The sequence below is a fragment of the Tianweitania populi genome, from assembly GCF_014652875.1.
GTDB classification, from domain to species: domain Bacteria; phylum Pseudomonadota; class Alphaproteobacteria; order Rhizobiales; family Rhizobiaceae; genus Tianweitania; species Tianweitania populi.
The window spans coordinates 62,448-87,579 of the sequence record NZ_BMZQ01000006.1 but is presented as its reverse complement, the minus strand read 5'-3'; the positions used below and the strand labels follow the sequence as shown (position 1 = coordinate 87,579).

Annotated in this window: 16 protein-coding genes; 9 read left to right on the top strand and 7 right to left on the bottom strand. The window is 60.6% G+C overall.

The window, feature by feature from the left end; genetic code table 11:
- Positions 1-270 precede the first annotated feature (270 nt).
- The 7 genes from IE166_RS19785 to IE166_RS19755 all read left to right on the top strand — a co-directional run bounded on the left by IE166_RS19785 (position 271) and on the right by IE166_RS19755 (position 10,159).
- Positions 271-2,616 (top strand): phospholipase D-like domain-containing protein, encoded by a 2,346-nt coding sequence (locus tag IE166_RS19785; RefSeq protein WP_189507404.1) that lies wholly within the window; start codon positions 271-273, stop codon positions 2,614-2,616.
- Positions 2,616-4,112, top strand: a complete 1,497-nt coding sequence (locus IE166_RS19780) for a septum formation inhibitor-activating ATPase (RefSeq protein WP_189507402.1) — start codon at positions 2,616-2,618, stop codon at positions 4,110-4,112. Before IE166_RS19785 ends, IE166_RS19780 begins: the two co-directional genes overlap by 1 nt.
- 159 nt (positions 4,113-4,271) lie before the next feature.
- Positions 4,272-5,012, top strand: coding sequence for a DUF6088 family protein (locus IE166_RS19775; RefSeq protein ID WP_189507400.1), 741 nt, complete (start codon positions 4,272-4,274; stop codon positions 5,010-5,012).
- Positions 4,993-6,099, top strand: a complete 1,107-nt coding sequence (locus IE166_RS19770) for a nucleotidyl transferase AbiEii/AbiGii toxin family protein (protein WP_189507398.1) — start codon at positions 4,993-4,995, stop codon at positions 6,097-6,099. Before IE166_RS19775 ends, IE166_RS19770 begins: the two co-directional genes overlap by 20 nt.
- A 34-nt stretch (positions 6,100-6,133) precedes the next feature.
- Positions 6,134-6,949 (top strand): AbiJ-NTD4 domain-containing protein, encoded by an 816-nt coding sequence (locus IE166_RS19765; RefSeq protein ID WP_189507396.1) that lies wholly within the window; start codon positions 6,134-6,136, stop codon positions 6,947-6,949.
- Positions 6,950-7,035: 86 nt separating this feature from the next.
- Entirely contained in the window at positions 7,036-8,754 is a 1,719-nt protein-coding gene (locus IE166_RS19760; protein WP_189507394.1) for an ATP-dependent nuclease, read from the top strand.
- Positions 8,741-10,159 carry a UvrD-helicase domain-containing protein gene (locus IE166_RS19755; protein ID WP_189507392.1) on the top strand — a complete coding sequence of 473 codons (1,419 nt, stop codon included), beginning with the start codon at positions 8,741-8,743 and terminating at the stop codon, positions 10,157-10,159. Before IE166_RS19760 ends, IE166_RS19755 begins: the two co-directional genes overlap by 14 nt.
- Positions 10,160-10,168: 9 nt before the next feature.
- On the opposite strand, the gene IE166_RS19750 is transcribed toward IE166_RS19755, so the two are convergent.
- From IE166_RS19750 to IE166_RS19735, 4 genes are all read right to left on the bottom strand, one after another.
- Positions 10,169-13,447 (bottom strand): UvrD-helicase domain-containing protein, encoded by a 3,279-nt coding sequence (locus IE166_RS19750; protein WP_189507390.1) that lies wholly within the window; start codon positions 13,445-13,447, stop codon positions 10,169-10,171.
- Positions 13,444-16,050 carry a PD-(D/E)XK nuclease family protein gene (locus IE166_RS19745; RefSeq protein ID WP_189507388.1) on the bottom strand — a complete coding sequence of 869 codons (2,607 nt, stop codon included), beginning with the start codon at positions 16,048-16,050 and terminating at the stop codon, positions 13,444-13,446. The genes IE166_RS19750 and IE166_RS19745 overlap by 4 nt, the downstream gene beginning before the upstream one ends.
- 261 nt (positions 16,051-16,311) lie before the next feature.
- Entirely contained in the window at positions 16,312-17,007 is a 696-nt protein-coding gene (gene scpB, locus IE166_RS19740; RefSeq protein ID WP_189507386.1) for an SMC-Scp complex subunit ScpB, read from the bottom strand.
- Between the two features lie 2 nt (positions 17,008-17,009).
- Complete coding sequence (locus IE166_RS19735; protein ID WP_189507384.1) at positions 17,010-17,975, bottom strand: DUF1403 family protein; 966 nt, start codon at positions 17,973-17,975, stop codon at positions 17,010-17,012.
- Between the two features lie 113 nt (positions 17,976-18,088).
- Between IE166_RS19735 and IE166_RS19730 the strand changes: the two genes are divergently transcribed.
- Positions 18,089-19,327: a site-specific integrase gene (locus tag IE166_RS19730; protein ID WP_189507382.1), complete on the top strand. Its 1,239-nt coding sequence runs from the start codon at positions 18,089-18,091 to the stop codon at positions 19,325-19,327.
- Positions 19,328-19,457: 130 nt separating this feature from the next.
- Positions 19,458-20,387, top strand: a complete 930-nt coding sequence (locus IE166_RS19725) for a recombinase family protein (protein WP_189507500.1) — start codon at positions 19,458-19,460, stop codon at positions 20,385-20,387.
- Between the two features lie 54 nt (positions 20,388-20,441).
- Here the strand turns inward: IE166_RS19725 and repC are convergent, their stop codons facing one another.
- From repC to repA, 3 genes are all read right to left on the bottom strand, one after another.
- Positions 20,442-21,752, bottom strand: coding sequence for a plasmid replication protein RepC (repC, locus tag IE166_RS19720; RefSeq protein ID WP_189507380.1), 1,311 nt, complete (start codon positions 21,750-21,752; stop codon positions 20,442-20,444).
- A gap of 179 nt (positions 21,753-21,931) precedes the next feature.
- Positions 21,932-22,948, bottom strand: coding sequence for a plasmid partitioning protein RepB (repB, locus tag IE166_RS19715; RefSeq protein WP_244641623.1), 1,017 nt, complete (start codon positions 22,946-22,948; stop codon positions 21,932-21,934).
- A complete protein-coding gene (gene repA / locus IE166_RS19710; protein WP_244641622.1) occupies positions 22,945-24,108 on the bottom strand; it encodes a plasmid partitioning protein RepA in 1,164 nt (387 codons plus the stop codon). Before repA ends, repB begins: the two co-directional genes overlap by 4 nt.
- Positions 24,109-25,132 lie beyond the last annotated feature (1,024 nt).

The window sequence follows — 25,132 nt, the reverse complement described above, 5'->3', positions numbered from 1 at the left end:
AGGTCGGAAGCTTTCATTCCAGATCGCAAAATACGAATCCTGGGACCATTTCCCCTCTGGAAATTCTCGTTCAAGCCACCCGCCATTTAGCGCGTGGCTAGCGTGGGGCCATCACGCGCGCGGAAACGAGTGACGGGCCAACCATCCGAGCGGCCAAAGTTCTTCGAAGAATTTGTATGCTGGTGATAAGAGGAGACCGAAAGGTAGCTACAAACGCTGCATAGGACTTGTAGAGGCAACAAGTATTTCGAGTTGCTGAGGGGGTGTGGGGTGAATCCACTGGACTTAATTTCGGGCTCGCCATGGCGGAGTGTCGCGTTCACGACGTATGCGCTGAGCTTATCGTTTTTCGAAGCCGTCATCCTTGATCGTCTCATCCGAGGCGGCGGTCGACAAGCTCTGATTCTCGCCGATCCTGAAGGTGTTCGGTCGGGTCTGAGCGAGCAAGGCGCCCGTCGTGCGGGCCGCGACTATGATATTGAACCGGTTGCCTGCACCACGGGCGTGTTTCATCCAAAGATGAGTGTCTTCGCGTCCGACGACGATATTCATTTGCTTGTTGGTTCAGGCAATCTGACCTTCGGGGGTTGGGGAGGCAATATGGAAGTCGTTGAACACCTCCACCCCAGTTTCGCACCCGATGCCATAAACGACGCCGCGGATATGTTCGAATTGATCGCTTTGTCGGAGCGCATTCGCACTGAGGCGGGCCCGGCATGCATTCGGCTGGCGGAATCGCTTCGGCGCGCGAATCGTCCTGCGAAAACGACGGGTAACATAAGGCTGATCCACAGCGTCGGTGGCTCGATTGCCACCGAAATCCAGCGCTTTGCTGGCGAACTCGGCGGCGCCCGACGGATAACGATCGTGTCACCCTATCACGATCTCGATGGACGTGGAGTCGATGCATTAGCCGACGCCCTATCATGCGACGATGTCCAGTTGCACGCTCATCGACATGGCACTGTGCGCGGCCTCAGAGCAGCTTCTTGGCCGTTCGAGGGAACCAGCGAGCGCACTGCGGTTGAGATTGCGACACTCTTCAAGACCGACCATCGCGCTCTCCACGCGAAGGCGATCGAAATTCTATGCCGGCGCGGAAGATTGTTGATTGCCGGTAGTGCCAACAGCACCCACGCCGGATTGTTCGGGGCCAATGTCGAGGCCTCGGTGCTTCGCATACAACGCAATTCGCTGCTTGGCTGGAAGCCAGTGCCTGCGTTGCCGCCTGAGCGGTCGGACGCTGATATGGGTGAAGGGGAGGAAGATACCAGTGACACTATCGGCATCCTCAGAGCTTCGCTTGAAAGCGGCATTGTAAAGGCAACCGTCATCGCCCCTGCGATCCGGGGGCGCGTGAGAGTTTACCTGCGAACTGTTCGAACAACCCGAGAGCTGGGGTATGCGCACATAAACGGGGCTGGTCACCTCAGCATCGATGCCCTCGGGCTTGAACAGGAGGCTTGGGAAAGTGGGCGACTGGTTCTTCGGGTCGAACAGCACGAGAAGGTGCTGGAAGGCTTTGTCGCGATCACGGCCGCCACGGAGCTCGTGCGGCGAGCGGGGCCAATGGCGCCCCGTCTATTTGCGATCCTCGCCGGCAACGAGACCCCAGCCGACGTCGCGGCCATGCTCGCGTGGTTTCGCGAGGACCCGGCCAGGTTGCCCCGTGCTGCCGCGATCTCCACACTGTCGGCATCGGAAGATGAGGGTGAAGGTTCGACATTCGTGCATGTTGGAAGCCTTGAAGGTGCTGTTTTCGACAACAGCGACCCAGGCGCAGGCGAAGAGGGATCGGTCGCATGGAAACACGCTATGGCGCTATTGCGCTCGGCTTTCTCCACACCTCGGGGGCCTTGGAACGTCGGCGGCGAAACCGATGATGATGATGACGATGAAAGGGATGCCCGCGAAAAGCGTATACGCGAGTACGATCAGCAGAACGTAAGATCACTCGAGAATTTCGAAGCGCTCTTGCCAAAAATGATCGAACCGGGAAGCGCGAGCGCCGATCCTATTCTGGCTCTGGCCCTCACGCACTTCGTCACGGACCGAGTCCGTCCAACTGCCGCCAAGGTACGGGCATGGCTCGGTCAGATACTCCCCGCGATCTCGTCCTATGGCGGTGCGGTGGCGGAACAGGCAATGGCATCACTCCTGGTCTATTATGGCACCGATGGCGCGCCGAACCGTGCCGCAAGAGTAAGGCGCGCACTTTTGAAACGCGACGTTGATGTGCTGACGCTCGATCCGGAGATCTGTGCGACCATTCCGGCGTTCATGGAACTGCTCGCTCAGGATTTTAACGCTGTGGAATTCATCGCGGAAATTGTCCGCTGCAAGACTGCCGGAGAGGAAGTGCGCGACTACCTTTTAGCCGCTGCCGCAGGTGCCGCTTTCGACAATTCAGTCCTCTTGGCGAAGTCGGAACATTGGCCGAAGCTCGAAAGGGCGCTGATCGACCCAGAGCTTTTCAGGAAGTTCTACATTTTTGAGACGCCGCCGACTTCCTGCCCACGCTGCTATATGAACTTCCCACGAGCGAGTTTAGCCGACCTTCGTCAGCTCGGTGTCACGTCGTGTTGCGGTCGTCTCATCATCTGCAAGGCAATCTGATGGCGGCCACTCTCGGCGAACTCCTCGATAAGGCCGCCTCGGCGCAAGAGCCACAGATTACGAGCAAGATCGCCATTGGTCAGGGCGGTGTCGACCCTCTCGGTCTCCGGCAGATCAACTTCGGATTAATGGACCGTGTATTTCCGGATCTGAATAACGTTGCTCGCCACATTCGGCCGTACGTTGTCATGGCCTGGGCGTGGCGGCGTGTTCGCCGCATCCTGGAGCGGGACAAGAAGAAAGGCGCCCTCGACTCGGAACTGCGCGACTTCGTCGACCGCATTGAGGCGATTTACGCGTGGTCGCAATTTTTGGTTCACCCGGATGCTGACCTTCCTGGCGCTGTCGCGATGCGGAAGTTGTTCGACGTCAAGAGCTATGTCTTCGGCGGGGAGGAGTGGGAGCGGCGCCGGGACATGCGCCGCTATTCAACAGGCCTCATCTCGCCGCTAAACTATGGTCCCAGCCTACAGACGATGGGCTGGATCGTGAGAGCAGATGAAGGCAAAGGCGTCTTTTGGGCACCGCCCGAGTTGGATCCTGTTCTTGACGCGTTCGAGCGAAAGATCGAAGGCGAACTCGACCATCCTGCCTTCAGCCGTTTTGGGACGGTCAAAGTTAAGCGGGAAGATGCTGAGCGATGGGGAAAGCTGTGGTCAATGAAGAAGCCTCTCGCGGTCGAACGTCGAGCAATGTTCGATCGGCTCGGAGGGCCGCTCGCTCCGTCTGCTCGCCAGCGCGGCATCGCGCTCGCGCTTGCAGGTGTCAAGGATCTCGGCGAACAAGAGCGGGACCTGGACACTATCAGGGCGCGCATGTCGGACCCCGCGGAGGCATGGGAGGATTCCGACGCCTTCCTTCTGGTCGCTGCCGATTGGCGGGCAGTCCAGGTGCGGCAAGTCTTCCGACTTGCGCTTGAGGCGCTGTTCTTCTGGATCGTCGAAAGGCTCGGCGATGGACCGATGCATAGCGCTCCACTCGCCGACGAATTCCTCGGTGAGTTGGGGAAGAGCCGGTTACCTAAGTCGGCTGGGGTATGGCTGCTTTCCCGGCCCGTCAGCAAGAACCCTGTCGAGGTTCTTTCAACGATTCAGGGCGCATTGCGCTCACGTCGGGGACTGGCTTCAGCAATCGTTGTTGGCTTAAGTCAGACCTTGCAAGAAGCGCCCGCAGAAGCACTCGAATTCGAGTCGTTTGATCGTTTGCCGCTCGCTCGTGCGCGCAAAGAAGCCGAACAGTGGCGAGATTTGGCCCCGCGAGAGTTCTTGGTCCGCGTTGTTGAGACATGGATTATGGCACAGCATACGTATTGGTGCGTCAATCGCGGCCTGGCGGACGCTCGCGGCCGAGGCAAGACGATCCTCCGGCTTCGCATCGTCATGGATGAAGGTGGATGGACACAGACACCGGGCACCACTCTGGGCAACCCGCCAGAGGCCACGCCTGACCGGCTCGATACCGCAATAAGCTTACTCGAGGAATGCGGACGGCTCTAAAGCGCAAGGGCGTCGACCCAGGGCTATTGCCGGTGTGGATCACTACCGGCTCGGTATCTAAAAAAAAAGCAGTTAGTTGACCATAATTTAGATATAAACTTTGGACAGCTTGTTACTGACCAAATTTTGTATATATTCTTCGGTCAGAAGGGATGCTAAATGCCTGATCCGACGTCTGACACTCAAGACCGCATTCTTGACCGGATCGCGCGGGCTGCGCCATCGGGCGTATGGTCGCGCGCGGATTTCCTGGATATCGCGACCCCGAACGCTGTCGAAAAGGCACTGCAGCGTTTGTCGAACAGAGGCGACATCCGCCGCCCATATCGCGGACTCTACGACAAACCCGGAACCAGCAAGTTGACCGGCAAACTGGTGTTTCCACCACGGTCCTCTTTCATCGATGCCATAGCAAGGCGGGACAAACTGCGCGTGTTGGTCGACGGGATGACGGCTGCCAATGATCTCGGCCTGACAACGGCTGTTCCGGCACGGTCGACGATCTACGCCGATACGTATCCTCGAACCATAGAAATCGAGGCGAACGCCGGCGATCCCCAAGCGTCCCGGCCGGTCTTCTATACATTGGACTTCAAGCGAATCTCGGCGAAGACGGCATTTTGGGCCGGACGGCCCGCCATGCGCGTGATCCAGGCCTTGGCCTGGTTTCGCGATGACCCCTCCGCTCTCGATGCTGCCGTGAATGGCACCGCGAGGTCCTTGGCGGGAAATCCCAATCGGGACGAAATCGAACGAGACCTGCGTGAGAATATCAATGCCGTTCCGGCCTGGATGTACCCATATGTGGACGCGATAGCCCGGCGACTTGCACCTGGCGACGAAACCGCCCGCGAGCACCCCGGTTCGCGAGGAGGGCATAATGCTGCAGGGGTTCGTTGAGATTCTTCGCTCGACCGCCGATGATCGGCGCGCGCTCTATGCGACGGTTGCTGCCGATCTTAAAACGCGCGCCGAGAATGTCGAAAAGGACCTCTATGTCTGCTGGGTCCTCGACTTCCTGTTCAACCGGCGGCCTGGTGACCCGATCGGCCTTTACTTCAAGGGCGGCACGAGCCTCAGCAAAGCCTATGGTCTTATCAATCGGTTTTCCGAAGACATCGATATCGGGCTTTTCAAAGCCGACCTGAAGGCTCCGCTCGAGGCGGAGATCGCGGCACTTCCATCGGTGAACCAGCAACAGAAGGCTCTGGTCGAACGCGTGGACGATGCCGCACGCCAGTACATCTCCGGCCCGCTTCTGGACCTGCTGAAAAACGAGATCGCCGAGGTCGAGAAAGCCGCCGATCGCAGCGGGCATTTTTCCGTTGGCTTCGGCTTTGATCCTTACCGAAACCGGGAGGCGCTCGACATTCTCGTCGTCTCCTACCAGAGCGTGTTCGCGGCCGGCGACGACTATGTCCAGGCGGCCGTAAGGATCGAGGGCGGCGCTCGCCCCGATCCTGTTCCAGCTGAGCCTCGCGATATCCGCCCATATGTCGCGGCGGAGCTACCATCGACCATTGATCTCCTTGGGCGCGGCGTGACGACGGTCAAGCCGGAGCGAACCTTCTGGGAGAAAGTTCTCATCCTCCATGCGATGACCGAGATGACGGAGAAGCGGCAGGCGGACGGCAATCCGGAACGCCCCGTGCCCGATCTCAATCGGTACTCACGCCATTATTACGACGTCCACCAGATCTGGACGCACCCCGACTATGGCGAGGCCACGGCATCGATGCGGGATCTCGCCGAAGCATGTCGTCAGCATAAGGAACTGATGTTTCGCGCGCCGGATCACCGCTACGACCGAGCGGTACCCGGCAGCTATCGACTTGTGCCGACCGAGGCCATGCGAGGCAAGCTTGCTGCCGACTACGAGCGCATGTCGGCGATGATCTTCGGCACGCCGCCATCGTTTGCCGAGGTCCTGGCGAGCATCGACGCTCTTGAGAGATATCTGAATTCGACGGTCGAAAAGCTGTCTTAGGCCGCGCCAGGCCGGACACTAGGGGGAGTTACGAGTGAGCCGCTATTTCTCGGATAGACACGGCTTTGGAAGTGGGGACGCCGCGATCACGGTGCGCGAAGATGCGCCCCCTGCGCTACGGTATGCGCTCGCCGAAATTGCCAGAAGGGCCGGCCTTTCCCCCTCCTCGATCAGGAGCATCGTTTGTGGTGTCCTGTTTGAGGCGCCCGATCCGAACAACTGGTCCGAGTACCCAAACATTTGGGACGAGGTCGTTGGCCTCCTCGATGCCTGCGAATGGTACAAGGTCTACGACATCGCGGAGACGATCTGGCGCAGCCTTGAGTATCGGGACGTCGAACAGGAACTGTTCGAGGCAGAGCTCAATCGCCTTTTCCGAGAGAAGGGCATCGGCTGGGAGCTGAAGAGCCCCTTGGGGATTGTTTTTCGTGGCGATGCGAACTTCACCAATGCCACGGAAAAAGCCGTCGTTGTCTTTCAGAAAACGGGGCGGGAAACAGCCGCAGCCGAGATACGCGAGGCGCTTAAGGACATCTCGAGGCGGCCAGTCCCCGATCGTACCGGGGCGATTCAACATGCAATGGCTGCAGTCGAGTGCGCTTCCCGTGATCTGTCCGGCGAACCAAACCTTACACTTGGCCGGTTGATCCCAAGGCTCAATGTTCCTCGTCCGTTGGACACCGCGCTCGAAAAGCTTTGGGGTTATGCGTCCGAGAACGGGCGTCACATTCGGGAAGGGACAGAGCCCAGCGCCGCTGAAGCCGAGCTCGTCGTGAGCATCGCGTGCGCTGTGAGCGTGTTTCTGATCCAGCGAGAAGCAGACATAAGCACGCCGGATGCCCGTGTTTGACCTTGGGTCGCGGCAGAACCTTATCGCAGAGATCGAACTCTGCGGAGGGCAGGTGAGGCGGCAAACGCTATTGTTGAGGGGGTGGTATGACCGTAGTTCGAATATTAGAAATCGCGAACTTTCGCGCGATAAGAAAGCTCCGGTGGCTGCCAGGACCAGGGGTAAACTGCCTTGTCGGCCCGGGTGACAGCGGGAAGTCGACCATTCTCGATGCGATCGATTTATGCCTCGGCGCGCGGCGATCTTTGTCCTTCACGGACGCGGACTTCCATGGGATCGACTTCGATCAGCCTATTCGCATTTCCGTTACCCTTGGCGCCCTCGATGATCCGCTCAAGAACATCGACGCGTATGGCGACTTCCTGGTGGGCTTCAACGCGGTAACGGGAATTGTGGAAGCGGAGCCAGGTGCCGGGCTAGAGACGGCGCTGACCCTGCAACTCACCGTAAAGAGCGACCTCGAGCCGGAATGGTCGCTCGTGTCGCCGCGCGCACAGGCGGCGGGACGAACGCGCAACCTCAGTTGGGCCGATCGCACCCGGATTGCGCCGGCGCGGCTCGGTGGGGCGGGGGACACACACCTCACGTGGCGCCGTGGTTCGGTGCTGAGCAAAATCACGGAAGGCAAGGCGGATACGTCGAGTGAACTGACCCGGCTTGCGCGCGAGATGCGTGACGCTTTCGACCAGAAGGAACTTAAGGAGCTCGAAGGCTCGTTGAAGCTTGTTACCGTGGCTGCAGGTGAGATGGGCGTTCCCGTCGGCGCGGCGGTGCAGGCCCTGATCGATGCCGGCTCGATCAGCTTCACGGGCGGGTCGATCTCGTTGCACGACGAGAGCGGTATTCCGCTGAGGTCGCTCGGCTTGGGATCGTCGCGTCTCTTGATCGCCGCTCTGCAGCGAAAAGCTGCAGACAAGGCAACGACCTTCCTGATCGATGAACTGGAATACGGTCTTGAGCCGCACCGCATCATCCGCTTGCTCGGGGCGCTCGGTGCGAAGGAAGAAGTTCCCCCGATGCAGGTGTTCGCGACGAGCCATTCACCAACGACCGTCACCGAACTGAGCGCTCGCCAGCTGCACATTGTTCGACACAAGGATCACGAACACACCGTGACCCGTGCCAGCGACGCAGGGGACGTGCAGGGGACGATCCGGGCTCACGCCCATGCCCTCCTCGCCACCTCCATTGTTGTATGTGAAGGCGGAAGCGAGATCGGCCTTATGCGCGGGCTGGATCAACATTTTACCGGAACAGGTGAGTTATCGCTGGCCGCCTGTGGCGCAACGCTGGTCAACGGCAATGGCGATGAGACGTTCAGCCGCGCCAACGCCTTGCAGTCCCTTGGATATCGCGTCGCCATCCTGCGCGACAGTGACAAGGCCGCGCCTGTAGCCGCGGAAGCGACTTTCCTCGCCGGCGGAGGGCAGGTCTTCGCTTGGGGCGGCGGGCGGGCACTTGAGCAGGAACTGTTTGCTGCCCTGCCCGATGCGTCTGTCACGCAACTTCTCGCTCTTGCAGTGGAGGCAAAAGATCGCGCGCTTGTCGACGCGCATATCAAGACCATTTCGAGTGGCTCGACGACGCTTGTTGTTCTTGAGACCGACGCTTTAATTAATGGCTTCGATGCCGCCAGCCGAACGCTCCTGGGGAACGCGGCGGCGCGGTTCGGCTGGCTTAAGACCATCTCGACAATGGAGACCGCCGGACGGACAATCGTCGGGCCATCCTTTGCTGCCGCCAATGCCAGCCTGACGAGTGTTATGGATGGCGTGATGGACTGGGTCGAAGATGGCAGCCGGTGAAATCGACCTGAATGCCATCGGGCGTGGACTTGTCGTAGCTCCCGCTGGCTGCGGAAAGACGCAGCTGATCACGGACGCACTCGTCCGGCACGGCGGCGCGAAACCGGTTCTCGTGTTGACGCACACCAATGCCGGTGTGGCAGCCCTGCGCGGGCGCCTCGAAAAGGCGGGAGTGAAACCCAGCTCTTACCGAGCGACTACGTTGGATGGATTTGCCATCCGGCTCATTTCGACGTTTCCGCAACGCGCGGGGCACGATCCCCGGATCATAAGCGGTGCCCGGCCGAATTATGAGACGATCCGTGATGCAGCGGCACGGCTCGTCGCAGCCGGGCATCTGAACGATATCCTCGCCGCGAGCTACGAAAGGCTGTTTGTAGACGAGTACCAGGACTGCTCGATCCGCCAGCACGCGCTTGTCACCTGGCTCGCCCAGAGCCTGCCGACGGCGATCGTCGGGGACCCTTTCCAATCCATCTTCGGCTTCGGGGCAGACCGTCTAGCGGACTGGAATTCTGAAGTTCTGGCGTTTTTCCCGGTCGTCGGGCAACTCACAACTCCATGGCGTTGGAACAATGCCGGAGCCGCCGAATTGGGCAATTGGTTGCTCTCTCTCCGGCCCCTGCTCGCCAGCGGCACGCCGATTGATCTACGAATGGCGCCTGCTGCAGTTCAATGGATCCAGCTCGACGGCCGGCGCGATGATGCACTTCGTCTCGCAGCCGCCGCTGTACAGGTCCCTGGTGACGCAAAGGTGCTGATTATCGGCGACAGCACGGACCCGCGTGGACAGCGCCGCTTCGCACGTCAGGTCGATGGTGCCGTCACCGTAGAGGCCGTAGACTTGCGTGACCTCACTGGCTTTGGGGCTGCGCTCGACGTCAGCCACCCGGAAGCGCTGGCCGTGGCTGCCGGATTTGCTGAAAACCTGATGAGCAATTTTTCAGCCAACGACCTCGTGCGGTCGATTGCCTCCGCCAGGGCGGGCGGCCTTGGCCGTGCCTTGTCGGACCTGGAACAGGCGGCCCTTGTTTTCGAGGAGGAACGAACGCTCACGGCGGTTGCAGATCTTCTGGTATCCATCAACAGGGCGGGAGGGGTTCGGTGCTATCGGCCGGCGGTGCTTGCCGCAGCACAGCGCGCCCTGCAGCTTGCAGGCTCCAAAGGGGGACCATCCTTCCAGGAGGCGACGGTGACCATCCGCGAGCAGTCGCGGTTGGTTGGTCGGCCGCTTGCCAGACGTTCGGTCGGCAGCACCTTGCTCCTCAAGGGCCTCGAAGCCGACATCTCCGTCGTTCTGAACGCCGCCGCGCTAAATGCTCGTAACCTCTATGTCGCGATGACGCGTGGATCGAGCCGGGTGATCGTTTGCTCCTCCTCCCCGATACTCAATCCTCCCTGGTGATAACGGGAGTCAAGGTTCGATCCAGGAGACATGGCCAGCTGACATGTAAACGACGGCCCCGCGCTCGGCATTGGTCACGTTCAAATAGTCACGGAGCTGTGCCGCGTGTGCACCCTGCGCAGTCGCATCCGGGTTCACATCCGATTTCCAGTCTATGACCAGGGCGATCCGATCATCGTCGACCCAGGCCGCGTCCGCTCGGCCGGCAAGATAGCGTGGCGGCGTGGCTGCCCACAGCGGAATCTCGGGCACCAGCCGGCTTATGAACGGCGCGAGCTCCTCGAGGCGCAATGTCCCCAGCGCTGTTCTCCCCATCTCCGCAGGATCCGGCCTGCGCTCGATGGCGTCGTCATCCACAACGGCCTGCAGCTGGTCAAGAAGTTCGCCCGCACGTAGGATGGCCTCGTCCTCACTATCAGACAATTCACCATTGAGAAGCTCCTCCATGAGCTTGTGAAGAATGGTACCGCGAAGGGCGCCCGCGCCCACGATTCGCTGGCCGTCCGAGGTAATATCCACGACAAAGCTGTCGATCGTGTCTGCGCTGCGGTCAGGATCGCGATCGCTCGGACGATCCCAGAGGATGGGCTCCGAGGCCGCAACGATGCGCTCGCGCTCGGCTTTAAAAATCGCATCGGTCTGCTCGTTGACGAGGGCATCAGCAGAGCTCACTTCGGACGCCGGCAGCATGTCGGTTAGAAGCTCACTCAGGCGCTTTTGTCCCAGATCCATGACCCTGGACCACGAGCGCGACGAGGCTCCTGGCAGATCGGGGATTACGAGCAGATCACGGGCCCGCGTGGTCGCAACGTACCAGAGCCGTTCGCGTTGCCTCGCTTCGCGAAATTCCTCCTCGCTGCGGGCGGCCGCCAAGTCGGGCGGCTCAATGCCGCCGACGATCCAATGAATGGTGTCGTCCGATTGACGATAGACGAACTGGTCCTGAGGCTTGAAGCGGGTCGACGAGTTCACGGTGATGACGACGGGCCATTCGAGACCTTTGGCGCTGTGCATCGTGACGATTTCGACCGAGTCTCCGGAGACATCCACCCGTCCCTCGGGGTGGCGGCGTTTTCGCTCCCACCCCCGCTGGAGATCGAGCGCAAACGCCCGCAGGCCGGCGACGCCGTAGGGCCTGGCGAGCTCGACAATCGCATCGAGATTCGCCAGTGCTCGGGCGTTGCGTTGGCCATGACGCGCAGCCATCACCACCCGGAGGTTCAAGCGCTCGATAGCGTACGCCAGCAATTGCATGGGCGTGAGTTCCGCAGCGAGACGGTGCAGGCCCTGAAGTTTTACGAGGACCTCGCGAGCGAGAGGGTGGTCAACGTCGTCAGCCACCGTCCGTAACTGAAATCGCCGACGACCGTCCGCATCAGGCTTGAGTGCCGCCGTGACGTCGAGCAACTCTTCGTCGCTCATGCCAACAAGCGGGCCGCGCATAAGGGCGCCAAACGCGAGTGTGTCCAAGGGGTCGGTCAAGGCTCGGACCAGAGCCAGAATATCTTGCAACTCCTGCCGCCGGAATAGTGCGTTGCCAGCCTGAGATGCGACAGCGATCCGCTGTCCTTCAAGGGCGCGCTCGTAGCGCCATAAATCGGTATGCGTAGGCGCGAGCAGGGCAATGTCACCCGCGCGAAGACGCCGTTCTGTCCCGTCAGCCTCGGTGATCGTAAGTGCCCCTATCAAGCGTACGCAAAGAGCGGCCACTGCCTCCGCCTCCGCCTCGCGCTGCTCCTCTGCTCGGGCATCGCGCGGCACGTCGATCGTTAGCTTTGCCGCAGCTGGAAATGGTAGCGGCGGCGGGTTCACCGTAGCCGTCAAGGGTACGAAGCCGGGCTGCCCCGGCTTGGCAAGCACCTGCTGGAAAACCTCGTTGACATGTTCGAGCACTTCCGCCCGGGACCGGAAATTAGCCGTGACGGCAAGCAGGCAGCCATTCGTTGATTTTGCGATCACCGACTTTGCCACGGCATAGGCCTCGATGTCGGCCCCGCGAAACCGATAGATAGCCTGCTTGGGATCGCCGACCAGAAACAGCGCGCCGGGACGGAGCTCAGCCTGTTCCCATCGGCCGGGAGGCGTGGTTGCCGCGATGAAAAACAGGATCTCGGCCTGGAGCGGATCGGTGTCCTGGAATTCATCGACGAGAAGATGCGGGTAGCGGCCCGCGAGCCATTCGCGGATTTCCGTGTGCTCGCAGACGAGAAGCCGCGCCTGAAGCAGAAGGTCATCGAAATCCAGGACCGCAGCATCACGCTTGCGGAGGTCATACGCGTCGATCACTTCGCTCAAAACCGCGGCCAGATCGTGCACAAGCCTCTGGGCAATCGACCCAATCAAGACTCGATATGCCGCGCTTACCTGCTCGTACCGGGCGGACGCTTCGTCACCGCGGCGCTGGCCCTCGGCCGCTCCGAGAACACTCTTCCAGGCCGCCAATCTGCGATAGGGCTGTAGATCGATGGACCGCGGCAACATTGCTTCGATGCGGGGAGGCTGCGTCAGGCGCCAAAGCTCTGGAAACGCGCTATTCGCCAGGGCCTCGTTATAGAATGCGGCCAGACGCTCGAGGTCATCGATCAGGTCCGCTGTGCCGGTCTCGGCTGGACCGGCCGCGTGCCACCGGGAAAACGCCCCGACGGCATCGGTGAATGTCCGGTCCGGCCGGGATGAAAGATCAGGTGAAGGTGCGCTCGCGGTACGATGGTCCCGGCGCAATATGGCAAGTTCGCGAACGCGCTCGACAACGCCAAGCGGGTCGTTCTTGGCCAGGGTAGCGATCGCTCCATCTTCGTCGGCACCGTCCGCCAGCTTGCCCTTCAGCCACTCGGCAAGCACTTCGTCGAAGAGGGCCTCGGCGACGGTCGCATCAACCACTCTGGATCCGGGATCCAGACCCGCGGCGAGCCCGTGCGATCGGATGATGCCTTGGCAGAAGCCGTGGATTGTCGTCGCCGTGATTTCGTCGAGGCGCGGAGCCGCGGCCTCGAGGCGTGCGAGCGCAGCTGCGTCCAACGGCTGGGTGACTATTTTCGCAAGCGCCGGCGGGATCTTTCCGGCGCGGAGCTCCGCAATCGTCCAACGAATTCGCGCTTCGAGCTCGCTTGCCGCCGGTTCGGTGAAGGTGATAGCGGCGATCTTTGAGGGCTCAATTCCGCTGGCGATCATCATCGCAACACGGGCAGCCATCAAGGATGTCTTGCCGGTGCCGGCGGCTGCCTCGACCAATATATTGGATGTGAGGTCTGTCAGCGCGCGTTTGCGAGCATCTAGGTCAGCGGTCACGGACTGCTCCAGAGCTTGGAAAGCGGGCTGTTCACCTGCGAGAAGGGACGTTGCTTGGTGCGGCGATAGACGTCCAGGTCGGACGGCAATGCGAGCGAGATCGGATCGAAAAACTCCGGCTGGGGACCCGGCGCAACTTGACCGTTCCGCTGAAGTTCGACACCAGCGGCTGTGAAGGTGATGGCTTCTTCGATCGCAGCTGCGAGTTCGTCATGGACCAAGCTCAATGTGCGGGCGGGCTCGTGTCTGAGATAGGTCAGCCGAGACTCGACGTTCCGAACCTCCGGCAGCAACGATCTGGCGGCCAGGGCATAGAAAACGCGTTGGAGCTCTGTCCCGCGATTGAAAACAATAGTCTTCTTCCGCTCGGGCGCCGCACCTGCCTTGTAGTCGGTTATGATGGCCGTACCTCGAGACCCGTCCTCGTCGAGCCGATCGATCCTGCCTCGAAATGCGATGCCGGTCGCTCCCACCGAGACCGGCGAAAGCGTTGTCCAAGGATGAGGCCCGGCGGCGGGCTCGCCGAATGTGAGCTCTGTCCAACTCGTGCCACGAGGTTCTCCAAGAGCATCTCTCAATCCGCGGGATGCGCGTTCGCGGGCCACTGTCATGGTATGGCGCCACAGCAGGCCCGGTGGGACAGCACGTGCGATTGGCCAGGCGTCCCCCAGTCGCTTGGCTTCATCCGCTAGACCGATCTCGATTTCATCGGCATTCCCCGGCGCACCGTTGCGGAGAACTCCACCAATGAGGGCGTGGACGAGTTCTCCGAACGCTCGATGGTCAAGCGCCAGCGGCTGGGGGTCGAGATTAGGCTCGCGCCAGTGAAGCGCGTACTCCCAGACAAACCCGAGCGGATTGCAAAGGAGGCGATTTAGTGACGTCGTGGATTGCACTTCCGCGAGTGCATCCAGGATCAATGGATGGTTCGCCCGAACCAGCCCGTCGTGCACGGTATGCCGATCGCTGTCGTGCCAAGCCCGCCAGCAGGCACGGCTGGACCGAACCTGCGGTTGCTTGCCTGCATCTATAGGTCTCGCATAGAGGCGATCGCTTTCACTGAATGCGTGCCGAGGGATGGCGCTCCGGCTCACGATTCGCTCCTGATCGCGGCGCCATAGAGTGCTCGCGGCTTGCAGCGCACCCGTCGCACTCCTGTGTCCGCGGGAGAGCGCATAGCCGTCAGACTGACTTACGAGGAGGTTGTGCATCATTCGGTCCTCGTCGGCGATATCAGCTGACGGAAGCCTGGTATTGTCGAGGAGATGCTGCGGCAGCAACGGATCCTCGATCGCCTGGCGTGGCCAGGCGTTTGCTTCGAGGCCAAGAAGCCGGACATGCTTGCGGGAGGCGCCGGCTAAATGACGAGCCGGTCCCCACACGACGCTGGTGCCGGGCTCTTTCCCGCCATCGACGCGGAGAGCCTGCAGCGAGAGTTCAACTGCTTGGGGAGGCGCCATGCGTAAGGCATCCTGCCACAAGTTGAGTGCCTGCCCACGCAACAGAAGACGTCCCGCGCGATCCGCCTCGAGGATACCGCGAGCGAGAAGCTCGATAACCGGCAACAATGTCTCTTCGGCCGCATCTCCGTCTGCCCGCACGGCCCTCGTTTGCCTGAGGGCGTGCCGCCAATGCTGCGGAGTCGACAAAGCAGCGCTTCGGCTTAGACCCCTGGCCCAATCGAGGGGGATATTCTGACGCGCTGGAGAAACCCGGGCGAACAGGAGGCGCACGCGTTCTTGCGAGAGGCCCCTTAGTAGAACATCAGCGAGCGCGGCACAGCTCTGGCCTTCGCGCGTCGCCAAAGCCGGGACGCCATGGCTAAAATGCAATGGAAGCCCGGCCTCGCGCGCAAGCACCAAGAATGTATCGTCCCAAGCTGTCGGCGAAGTGGCCGTGATCGCGATTTCACTTGGAGATATGCCGTCTTCCGCAATGAGCGCCCTCGCCCAGCGCAGCGCCTCTCGCACCTCGCTCCGCGGATCAGCGCAGACATCGGCGGCGGCGAGCAGACTGCGGCCGGCCGGCAAAGCTTCCGCCTTTCCCGGGAACCAGCTCCGCTGGCATTGAGCCGAAGCGACCCATCGCACTGGAACAACGTCGCAGAGCTGTACGATGAGCCGGTGCCAGATGGGCTTGATGTCGGGAACCTCATGAAGCGTGACGGAACCCAAAAGTTTTGGAGCGTGATGCAGGCGCTTCAGCGCCGCTTCAACGAGGTCTGGCGGGGCGAGTGTACCCGGAGGCAACGCCTCTCTCACACGCCGTTCCAGCATCGTGAAGTCACGAAGGCGGGGGTTGTCCGCAATTTCAGATAGGATGCCAGCGTCCCACCAGCTTCGGAGTGAGGTGAGTACAGCAGATGGCATTCCGGGCAGCCCGGAAACCTGTCCGATGTCTTCGTACATCCCAGCGTCAAGAGCTGCTCGTATCGCGGGATATAATATCTCTTGTGATGCCGGGGCTATGAAGCCGCCGGCGAGCCGAGCCGCAAGAAGAGGCAGCGTTAGGATCTGGCGACCGATCGATCTTTCACGCGCAGCGGCGAGACGCTGCATCCGCAATGCAAGGGGGCCATCGACGACCACCGTATGAATGGACATTTTCTCCCCCAAAACTTGGCATTTCGAAAGCCACCTACTGCCCGAAGTCGCGAAGTAGGCTCGGCCAAATCCTCGGTCATTGTACTTCGACGAGCGAACAAAACGCCAGATCGCAGTCCTCATTGTTTCGACCGGGGTCGCCCAATCATGCCGCGTGCGAGAAAACTTAATAAGTACTTTTGTCGTTGCTTCGGAAAAATCGTAGAAACGAGCGAGCTATATAGACTTGCGGCCGAATAGGCTTCCCGTCCACGTATACTATCATTTCGTGCCGTCTTCTTCATAATAGTTGTTGTCGTTCTCATCCGGCACGTTGGCAACAACGCTTCTGTTAAGCAACCCGGCGTCCTCAAGGGCCTCAATGTTAGGCAAGTCACGCAGCGTCTCCATGCCAAAGGCAGAGAGAAAGTGCGGAGTCGTCACATAGGTATAAGGCGCCCCCGGCGTCGGGCTGCGCGGCCCGGAGCCGATAAAACCCGCTCCTCGAAGTGCTGCGATCGTGTCGCGGCTCACTTCCTTGCCAAAAATCTTCGACAGCTCGCCGCGGGTGATAGGCTGGAAATATCCAACCGCCATCAACACCGTCGCCTCGAATTCCGACAAGGCTGCAGCCCCTCCCCTTGTCGGCGCCGAAGACGCGCGGATCGTCTCGCCGAACCGCGGTCGAGTTCGGTGCTGCCAGCCGCCGGCGACCGACGCCAATTCATAGGGGCGATCCCTTAGTTCCTGGACAAGATCGTCGATGAGCAAATCGACGCTGCAATCCTTTCCAACCACTCGTGCCAGCGTCTCGCGGCTGACCGGCTCGGCCGAGGCAAAGATCACAGCCTCGACCCGCAGCATCCATTCCCGCCAGCGCAGTTCTGCCGGCAAATCCTCCAACTCCCGATCAAACAGATGGTCGTCCGCGGCGTTCGCCTTTCGACGAGATGGTTTGAGTGCAGGAGATCCGGCCATAATCACAACCCAAAAATTCGGAAGGAGGAGCGACCGGAGAGCTCGCGCACCGCCTCGAAACTTTCCAGACGCTCGAACAGCCGGTTGGCCGCCCACCGCGACAGTTTTGAGCCCGGCGCCGAGGCCGATACGGCGTCGTCGGTCAGCAATCGGCGGATCACCGGCTCGGCGCCCTTGGTGCGGACCTTTGGCGCGACCGCCAGCAACCGCGCGGCGCGGCGATCGATCTCGACGGCGGACCGCAGCGCTGCCTCAACACCGTCGACCAGCGCCAGGCAGATCCCTTTCGGATAGGCCGGCTCGCCTGGTCGGACGCGACCGCGACCACCGATGGTGCGGAACGCCGGACCAAACCGCTCGGGCAACAGCAGTGGCACGGGTTTTGGCCAGTTTAGTTTTTGCGCGAGGATAACGTCGGCCAGACCGAGCGCCAGCACCTCGGCGTCCGGGCGAACGGCAGAGATCGCCGTTATCAGGTCCGCCACCGCGAAGGGTGCTGCTCGCCCGGACTGATTTGCAGAATCGACGATCTCGGGAATCGAAGCAAGGCTTTCGTCCCACTTCATACCCAGCAGAGCGGCAACTTCCTTAACGAAAGCGGTAGTGATTGTCCCGGATTGGCGTATCAGCATTCGTGTGGCCAGAAACAGCTTGCCAGCTGGCCCGGGATCATCGCCTGCAGGCGTCAATAAAACCGTGTCGCGGAGGGCGGTTTCTTCCTCGCTGCGACCGAGCGTTCGGGCCGCAACAGCGGCTGATTTGAGAGCAAGTCGATCGCGCCAGCAGCCAAACCAGGGCGGTTCTGCACGGATGAGATCATCGAGCGATTTTAGGGCGATACCGGCCGCGAATGCGGCGTCGGTCTCAGTGATCTCGTGAGTACGCGGCCGCGTCCAGCCCGGCAAGCGGGGAGGCCATTTCGACGTCATTGGAGCGGCGGGCGAGAGCAAATCCATGCACAACAGCATAAATCAAGTGCGCAGTTTATACCAACAATTTCGCGCTAAACCGCACGGCTTGTCGTAAAGATAAAACGAATGATAATCTTGCATTATCCGTCGTTATGCTCTTTATAGAAGAAATGGCCAAAAACGTCGTTCAAAACCCCGAAAATCGCTCCGCGCGACCCTCCGGACCGTCCCACAGCACAGGGCCGGCGGATAATATTCCGGACGCGCAGTCGTGGAACAACACCGCGTCCCAGCGAGGTTCGCCCGACGATCTGCCCGACATTGTCGACCTCGTCCTGGAAATGGGCCAGGTTCCCGAGGATGCAGATCCCGAAGCCCAGGCGCCCTCCCCTCTCCTTCCAGCCGCAGCGACTTCGCGTATGTCGGCGCATCTCGACGCGCTCGCCGATCGGGCGCGTGGCTATGTCGAGGCGGCAAGCTCGGCCAACACGCGCCGTGCCTACGCCTCGGACTGGAAGCATTTCGCCAGCTGGTGCCGGCGCCAGGGTGTAGAGACCTTGCCACCGGACCCGCAAACCGTCGGCCTCTACATCACAGCTTGCGCCTCTGGGACCGTAACCGGCGACAAGAAGCCAAACTCCGTGGCCACTATCGAGCGCCGGCTTTCTTCCCTCTCTTGGAACTATTCCCAGCGCGGGTTGTCGCTCGATCGCAAAGATCGGCACATCGCTACTGTCATGGCCGGCATTCGCAACAGGCACGCGGCCCCGCCCCGGCAGAAGGAAGCAGTGTTGCCTGAGGATCTGATCGCCATGCTGGAAACGCTCGACCGCGGAACCCTGCGCGGCTTGCGCGACCGCGCCATGCTCCTGCTTGGCTTCGCCGGAGGCCTGCGCCGTTCCGAAGTCGTCGGCCTCGACGTCGGCCGAGATCAGACCGAGGATTCCTCCGGCTGGGTGGAGGTTCTGGACAAAGGAATGCTGCTGACGTTGCGCGGCAAGACCGGGTGGCGCGAAGTCGAGGTCGGACGCGGCTCATCGGATACAACCTGCCCTGTCGTAGCACTGCAAACCTGGCTTAAGTTCGCGCGGATCGTCCATGGCCCCCTGTTCCGCCGGGTGACCGGTCAGGGCAAGGCTGTTGGATCGGAGCGGCTCAACAACCAGGAGGTCGCGCGGCTCGTCAAGCGGACCGCGCTGGTGGCTGGAGTCCGCGGCGATCTGCCAGAAGGCCAGCGCAGCAAGCTTTTTGCAGGGCATTCGTTGCGATCTGGCCTGGCCTCGTCAGCCGAAGTCGACGAACGCTATGTGCAAAAGCAACTCGGCCATGCCTCCGCGGAGATGACGCGCAAATATCAGCGCCGCCGTGACAGATTCCGGGTGAATCTGACAAAGGCGTCGGGGCTCTAAAAGCCCCCTCCCCTGCCCTACTGGCAGCATTCCCGATTTGGGGGACTGCGAGAGATGCCGCCAAAGGATCGTTTATCCATATCTTCTACATTTGGAAAACGGAACAATGAGCGGCTCGGAGGCGCTCCAAATGGCGGCTGAGACCCAAAATCGAGTTTTTCGTCGGCCACAGGGCCGGCTGATTGGCTATGCGCGCGTGTCGACGGATGAACAGGCAACCGAAGCGCAGGAAATTGAACTGCGCGCTGCCGGCTGCGAGGTGATCGTCCAGGAGCATGGGTCCGGTGCATCGCGCGCCCGGCCGGCTCTCAGCAAGCTGCTGCGCGACGTTGGCGAGGGCGACACACTCCTTGTCGTCCGGATCGACCGCTTGGCGCGCTCCGTCAGCCATTTACTTGAGGTAATCGAGGAACTGACGGAAAGAGGGGTACATTTTCGCTCGCTGCGGGATCCCATCGACACAACGACGCCGCAGGGCATGTTTTCGCTCCAGGTCCTCGGCGCCGTGGCGCAGCTGGAGCGCTCATTGATCTCCGAACGCACGAAGGCCGGCATAAAGGCCGCGAAGGCGAGGGGTAGGCTCCCCGGTAATCCCGGTATCCGCGAACGTCGGCCGGAGACGCTCGCAATGATGACAGCCGCCCAGAAGGCAGCTTTCGGCGCACGCATCCAGGCAACTGCGAGCCAGTGGCTTCCGACCGTGAAGCGCATGCGGCCGGACCATACTTGGGATGACATCACACGTGTCCTGAAGCAACGCGGTCAGGACTGGACGCCCGAGCGCCTCCGTCGTGCCGTGAGATGGCTGGTCACTGAGCACATGGCAGATCCCGCCCTGCTTCGGAAATCGCCGCCTCGCCTTCCGGAAGACCGGCTGATGACCCTCGTGACTGGTATCCACGCCTCGAATCCCGATTTGACGCTCCGGGAGATTGGGGCGCAGCTCGAGAAACTTCACGAGCGCACACCACGCGGGGGAGCCAAGTGGTCTCCATCATCGGTGAAGAACCTGCTCGACCGCGCGAAGCGATCGGGGCTGCTGACGAACGACGCTCCCTGACCATGCCTGGTCGGCGACGCCCGGTACGCTGATCGTGGGAAGCGCGGGCCCGCATCATGGCAGCGGCTTTAACTTCTGCAGGCTTTTCACGAGCGATTCCGAGACCTCCAGCCGCGGTGCTCCGCCGGCGTTGCCTTCGGCTTGGGACTGCCGCCCCTTGTTGTCATCCAGCTTGGCCCGCAGCAGGGCCATGATCATCGGCCAGGTGGAGAACTTGCCTTCCCTCGCCTTGTCTGTAAGGCTACGCAAGTATCCGCCCGCGCTGTTGATCTGGCCCGACCGCTGGTAAATCGCGGCCAATGCAATTGCGGCCTGAACCTCACCCATGACGCCTTGGGCATCCTGCCAGGCACTTGGACTGATCCCGAGCATCGTTCGTCCAAGTTCCGCGGCCGAAAGAAAGTCGCGCCAGTGGCGGATCTCGCCGGATTGAACGATTTCCAGCAGGTTAGGGCAGGCATCCAGCACAATACTCAACGGTAAATCACGCTTCGGCAGGCTCCGCACGTTGTCGGTTTCCGCAGCGCTGCCGCTCGCTTCATCCTTTTCTCGATAGTCTTGTTCAGATTCAAATATGGATTCGGGATTTGAATTCTGTATGTGGCGTTCAGAATGAGACTCATTGGCGTTCGTATTTTGTGTTTTCGTGAAGGATTCCAGCACGTCACGAATTTCGCCGTGAAGCTCAAAGAGTTCCTCGCATATGCCCTCGATGAGTTGCCTGGGTGCGGTCCGCGGGAGCTTTAAGATGATCCCCTGATAGGTTTGGAGCACCCTGCCCCAATTCCCTGGCACGCCCTCCTCGATCCCAGTGTCTATCATCTTGACGATATCGCGTCGCAGCAGCGTCAGCCGCTCCTTCGCCACGCGAAACGCCTTCTTTTCCACCTGCACGGTCTCAGCAAGGTAACGTACTTCCTCCGCTCGCGCGACGATCGGCGAAAGGTCGAAGCCGTAGGCCTGCTCGACCTCCCCTGCCCTGCTCCTGCGTGCGAAGCGTTTGCCATTCGGGCTATCGCGTCGAATGATCAACCCGCATTCGACCAGGACCGCCAGATGGCGGCGAAGCGTCGCCGGCGAAATTCCATTGGCCCGCGCCATGAGCTGTTCGTTCGACGGCCAAACGATGAGTTCGCCTTCGGCCGACAGCTCGGTCTCGCGGTGGAACGACAGCAGCGCGTTGAGGATCGCCAGTGAGCGATCCGTCGCACCAAGCAGCTCGCGCGCCTCACGGATGTGTTGGAAGACCTGCCACTTGTTAGCGGCGGCCTCCTTGGGCATGGCCTTTGCGGTCGCCTGACTGGCAATTTGGCCAAGCGTCAGCGCTCGCCGCCCGAAGGGCGTCGTTGAGATATGTGTCTGCATTGTCCTTTACCTATTGCTAGGCAAAAGAAATCTGCTCGCCGAAACGACGCTATCCCAACAGGGACTCTTGACTGCGATTCGCGGAAATGCGATTCTCTGTTTGCTTATGACTGAGAAGGGCTTCCGGACGCGGTTTCGGGGGCCTTTTTCTTTTGCGGCCGATACGTCTCGCGTTCTGCTTAGTCGGTCTTCTCCTTTTCGGTTTCGAATTGTTGGTAAAGGTCGGGCAGACGGGCTGCCACGAACTCGCCGAATTCCATAGAGCCCTCGATATCGACCACCACGGCAACCGACTTAGGCGTCCGTTCAACAGTCGCAATCTTTTGTCCGCTCGCCGCAGTCACCACAGATCTCTTGGAGGTGCTGGCTGTCTTCTTCGGGGCAAGAGCGTTGAAAACCCGTACGAAGCGCTGATCCGTGTCCGCTTCCAGAAACTTCGGATCGTTCACCGCAGCATCTATGCGGCTTTGACCTTTCTGTGCAGCCAGCCGCTCGGCGAGCGCATTCCACCGCGGCCGCCCTGCCTTCGGCGCCGGACCGATTGCGGTGATCACGCTCCTCGGAATCGACTTGGTGAGCGAAAGGAGACGGGATAGTTGTGTCTTCTCCATGCTCAACGCCGACATAATCACGGTTCTATCGAAACCTTGCTCCTCGAGTGTCAGCGCGAAGAGGCCACGCTCGATGTAGCTGAGGTCCTTTCGGGCCGAGTTTTCTTGCCCCTGGATAACGACGAGCTCTTCGTTCGTGAGATTTTGGACCACGGCACGAACCGGCCGACCGAGCTTTGCGAGGATCTTCGCTCTGCGGTGGCCATACGCGATCTGGTAAGTGTCGGGTTTGTCTGGATGCGGCCGGACCAGGATCGGGCTTTTCTGGCCCGATTCCTTTATCGCCTGATAAAGCACCATAAAGTCCGCGCCCTCGTCGTCCAGACGATCCGGGGCGAATGATCCCGCGAGCTTATCGGCCGGTATTTCAACGACCGCAGCACCGGACGCCACTAACGCTTTCGCGCGCTCGGCTGCAGACGCTATTTGTCCAAGCGATCTTCCCATCGCACCAACTGCGCCCGACTGGACGTGCGGAACGGGGTGGGGCGGCTGGGGCGTAGGGGGAGTCGGCTCTGAGTTGCCATGTGGCAACTCGTCCGATCGGCGTGTCAACATCGCCTTGAGGGTATCCTTCCGGCTCACGTCGCCCTCCCCCATGCTTGTTGCATCAACCGGTCGATTTCGTCATTCACGGCATCGAGAGATTCCATCGCCCGATCATAGGTCTGCTTGGCGAAGTTTTCTTTTCCAACTTCATAGAGGGTTTGTTTCGACAGGCCCGCGTCTGAAATCGCGGTAGATTTTACCATCGTGCTATTCAAGACGCGCTCGCGAAAAAGCGACCTCATGAATGCCACCATCTGAGTCTGCGGCGCATCCGCCGGCTCGAAGCGTGTCACAATGTAGCGTATGAAGTCGTACTCCAGATCACCCCCTGATCCCTGCACCACACGGAGTATGTCGGCTGCCATCAAAAGAAACTGACACATCGACATGACATCCAGCATCTGCGGATGGACCGTGATGAGAAGTCCGGTCGCGGCGCAGAGCGCCCCAAGAGTGAGAAAACCCAATTGGGGAGGGCAATCGAGGATCATGACGTCGTAGTCATCAGCTACAGTGCCTAATGCCGTCGCTACACGTCCGAAAAAGGGCTCGGCATCTCGCTCCGCAAGAGCCCGCGGCGTGTCGTGCTCGTACTCCATGAGCTCGAGATTTCCCGGTATGATATCAAGGCCTGGAATATAGGTCTTGCGGATGACGTCCCTGAGAGGGCGGCGTTCGTCATCATATCGGACGGCTGCGTACATCGTCTGGTTCGGCTGAATATCGTATTCGGGTTGATAGCCGTGCAGCGCGGTGAACGAGGCTTGGGGATCAAGATCGACTGCGAGTACGCGGTACCCTTGAAATGCGAGATACTGCGCAAGGTGCGCAGCCGTTGTCGTCTTCCCTGATCCGCCCTTGAAATTCACCACTGCCATCACTTGGCAATGCTCATTACCGCGTCGGTGCGGTACATAACGCTTTCCCTTTGAGCCCTCCTCCAGTACGGCTCGCAATTCATTGATCTGGTCAAGCGTATAGGACCGACGACCACCCGCGCCAATCGACGGCTGTGGGCCCTTTCCGCCAATCGAAAGTTGACGCAAATATGCATCAGCGATGCCAATGAGTTTTGCGGTTTCTACGGACGAGAAAGAGCGAAGCGTCTTCTTCGAGACGGGTGGAAAGAGAGCTTCACGCATTGCCAGCAACTCGGCTGACAACGCAGCGCCATCGCCGGCGATGACATCCGTCATTAGCGGCTTTGTTCCCTGAGCGAGGGTCTTTGTGCTACGAGCTTTTTCCATAACTACGGGGTCTGTTCCAACTACGCCGATTTTTCGTAGGTAGAATTGCGCCGAGTCGGGTAAATATGCAAGGAGTTTAAGGTTAATGGATATTTACGTCTATGGCATCGCGCACAGTTGCCACATGGCAACTCTGTTTGCTACCTGCCCCACACTCTGCTAGCGCTCATCAGTGTGGAGGTAGATGTTGATCCGCGCCAGTTGCTCGGCGCCAGTCGGCGGCCATGAACTCGCTCGACCGTATTCCGGGCATGTGGCCTTCGCCGTCACCTCGCTCTCAGCACGGCTCGGCGGGATACCTTTGCTCTTGTACTGCCCCAGCCTGGGGCCTGCCCCACACCTACAGCAGCGATCCCATCGAGAAAGCAGCGCGACACCTGCCTCAAGAGACCACGCGTCGACCAGCCTCAACCTCCATCAACAAGGTGAAGGAGGCGGTTGCCACATGGCAACTCTGACACTCGCCATCCGCTCCGTCTGCTCTCGGTCATCATCGCGGAGACAAGGGATTATAGGTTCCATAAGTGCGACGCCAGTCGGCAGGCCTCATGAATTCACTCGACCAGATTCCAGCGCGCGCGGCCTTTGCCTTCGCCTCAATCTCCGCATAGCCGGGCAGCGGATCCTCGTGCTCTGACAGAGCCAGGACATACATTCCCTGCCCGAGCCCCAAAGCTGCTATGTCGATTCCATCGACCTAGCACTGCGCTCGATACCCTCCTCCAACAACGCGGGTCGGTCGACACTCGACCTGCTTGACCAATGTACGGGATGTGAGCCACGCGGTTGCGACGGCGCCACATGGCCAGTCCACATTTGCAAGGCGCGCCTTCTGCCGGAGTTCGCAGGAGTCAACCGCCTCCAAGCGGATCCGGGTTCCGTTACGATACCGCCCGCCATCCTGAATCACATCGAATGTGACGCCGTCATAGATTTGCGCTTCGCCTCTAACCGTCTCGGGCAGCCCCTGCGC

Excerpts from the sequence above, each read along its gene's own strand:
- IE166_RS19780 (WP_189507402.1), top strand. The coding sequence starts at position 2,616 with ATGGCGGCCACTCTCGGCGAACTCCTCGATAAGGCCGCCTCGGCGCAA.
- IE166_RS19775 (WP_189507400.1), top strand. The coding sequence starts at position 4,272 with ATGCCTGATCCGACGTCTGACACTCAAGACCGCATTCTTGACCGGATC.
- IE166_RS19770 (WP_189507398.1), top strand. The coding sequence starts at position 4,993 with ATGCTGCAGGGGTTCGTTGAGATTCTTCGCTCGACCGCCGATGATCGG.
- IE166_RS19760 (WP_189507394.1), top strand. The coding sequence starts at position 7,036 with ATGACCGTAGTTCGAATATTAGAAATCGCGAACTTTCGCGCGATAAGA.
- IE166_RS19755 (WP_189507392.1), top strand. The coding sequence starts at position 8,741 with ATGGCAGCCGGTGAAATCGACCTGAATGCCATCGGGCGTGGACTTGTC.
- IE166_RS19745 (WP_189507388.1), bottom strand. The coding sequence starts at position 16,050 with ATGTCCATTCATACGGTGGTCGTCGATGGCCCCCTTGCATTGCGGATG.
- scpB (WP_189507386.1), bottom strand. The coding sequence starts at position 17,007 with ATGGCCGGATCTCCTGCACTCAAACCATCTCGTCGAAAGGCGAACGCC.
- IE166_RS19735 (WP_189507384.1), bottom strand. The coding sequence starts at position 17,975 with ATGCTGTTGTGCATGGATTTGCTCTCGCCCGCCGCTCCAATGACGTCG.
- IE166_RS19730 (WP_189507382.1), top strand. The coding sequence starts at position 18,089 with ATGGCCAAAAACGTCGTTCAAAACCCCGAAAATCGCTCCGCGCGACCC.
- IE166_RS19725 (WP_189507500.1), top strand. The coding sequence starts at position 19,458 with ATGGCGGCTGAGACCCAAAATCGAGTTTTTCGTCGGCCACAGGGCCGG.
- repC (WP_189507380.1), bottom strand. The coding sequence starts at position 21,752 with ATGCAGACACATATCTCAACGACGCCCTTCGGGCGGCGAGCGCTGACG.
- repA (WP_244641622.1), bottom strand. The coding sequence starts at position 24,108 with ATGACGGATGTCATCGCCGGCGATGGCGCTGCGTTGTCAGCCGAGTTG.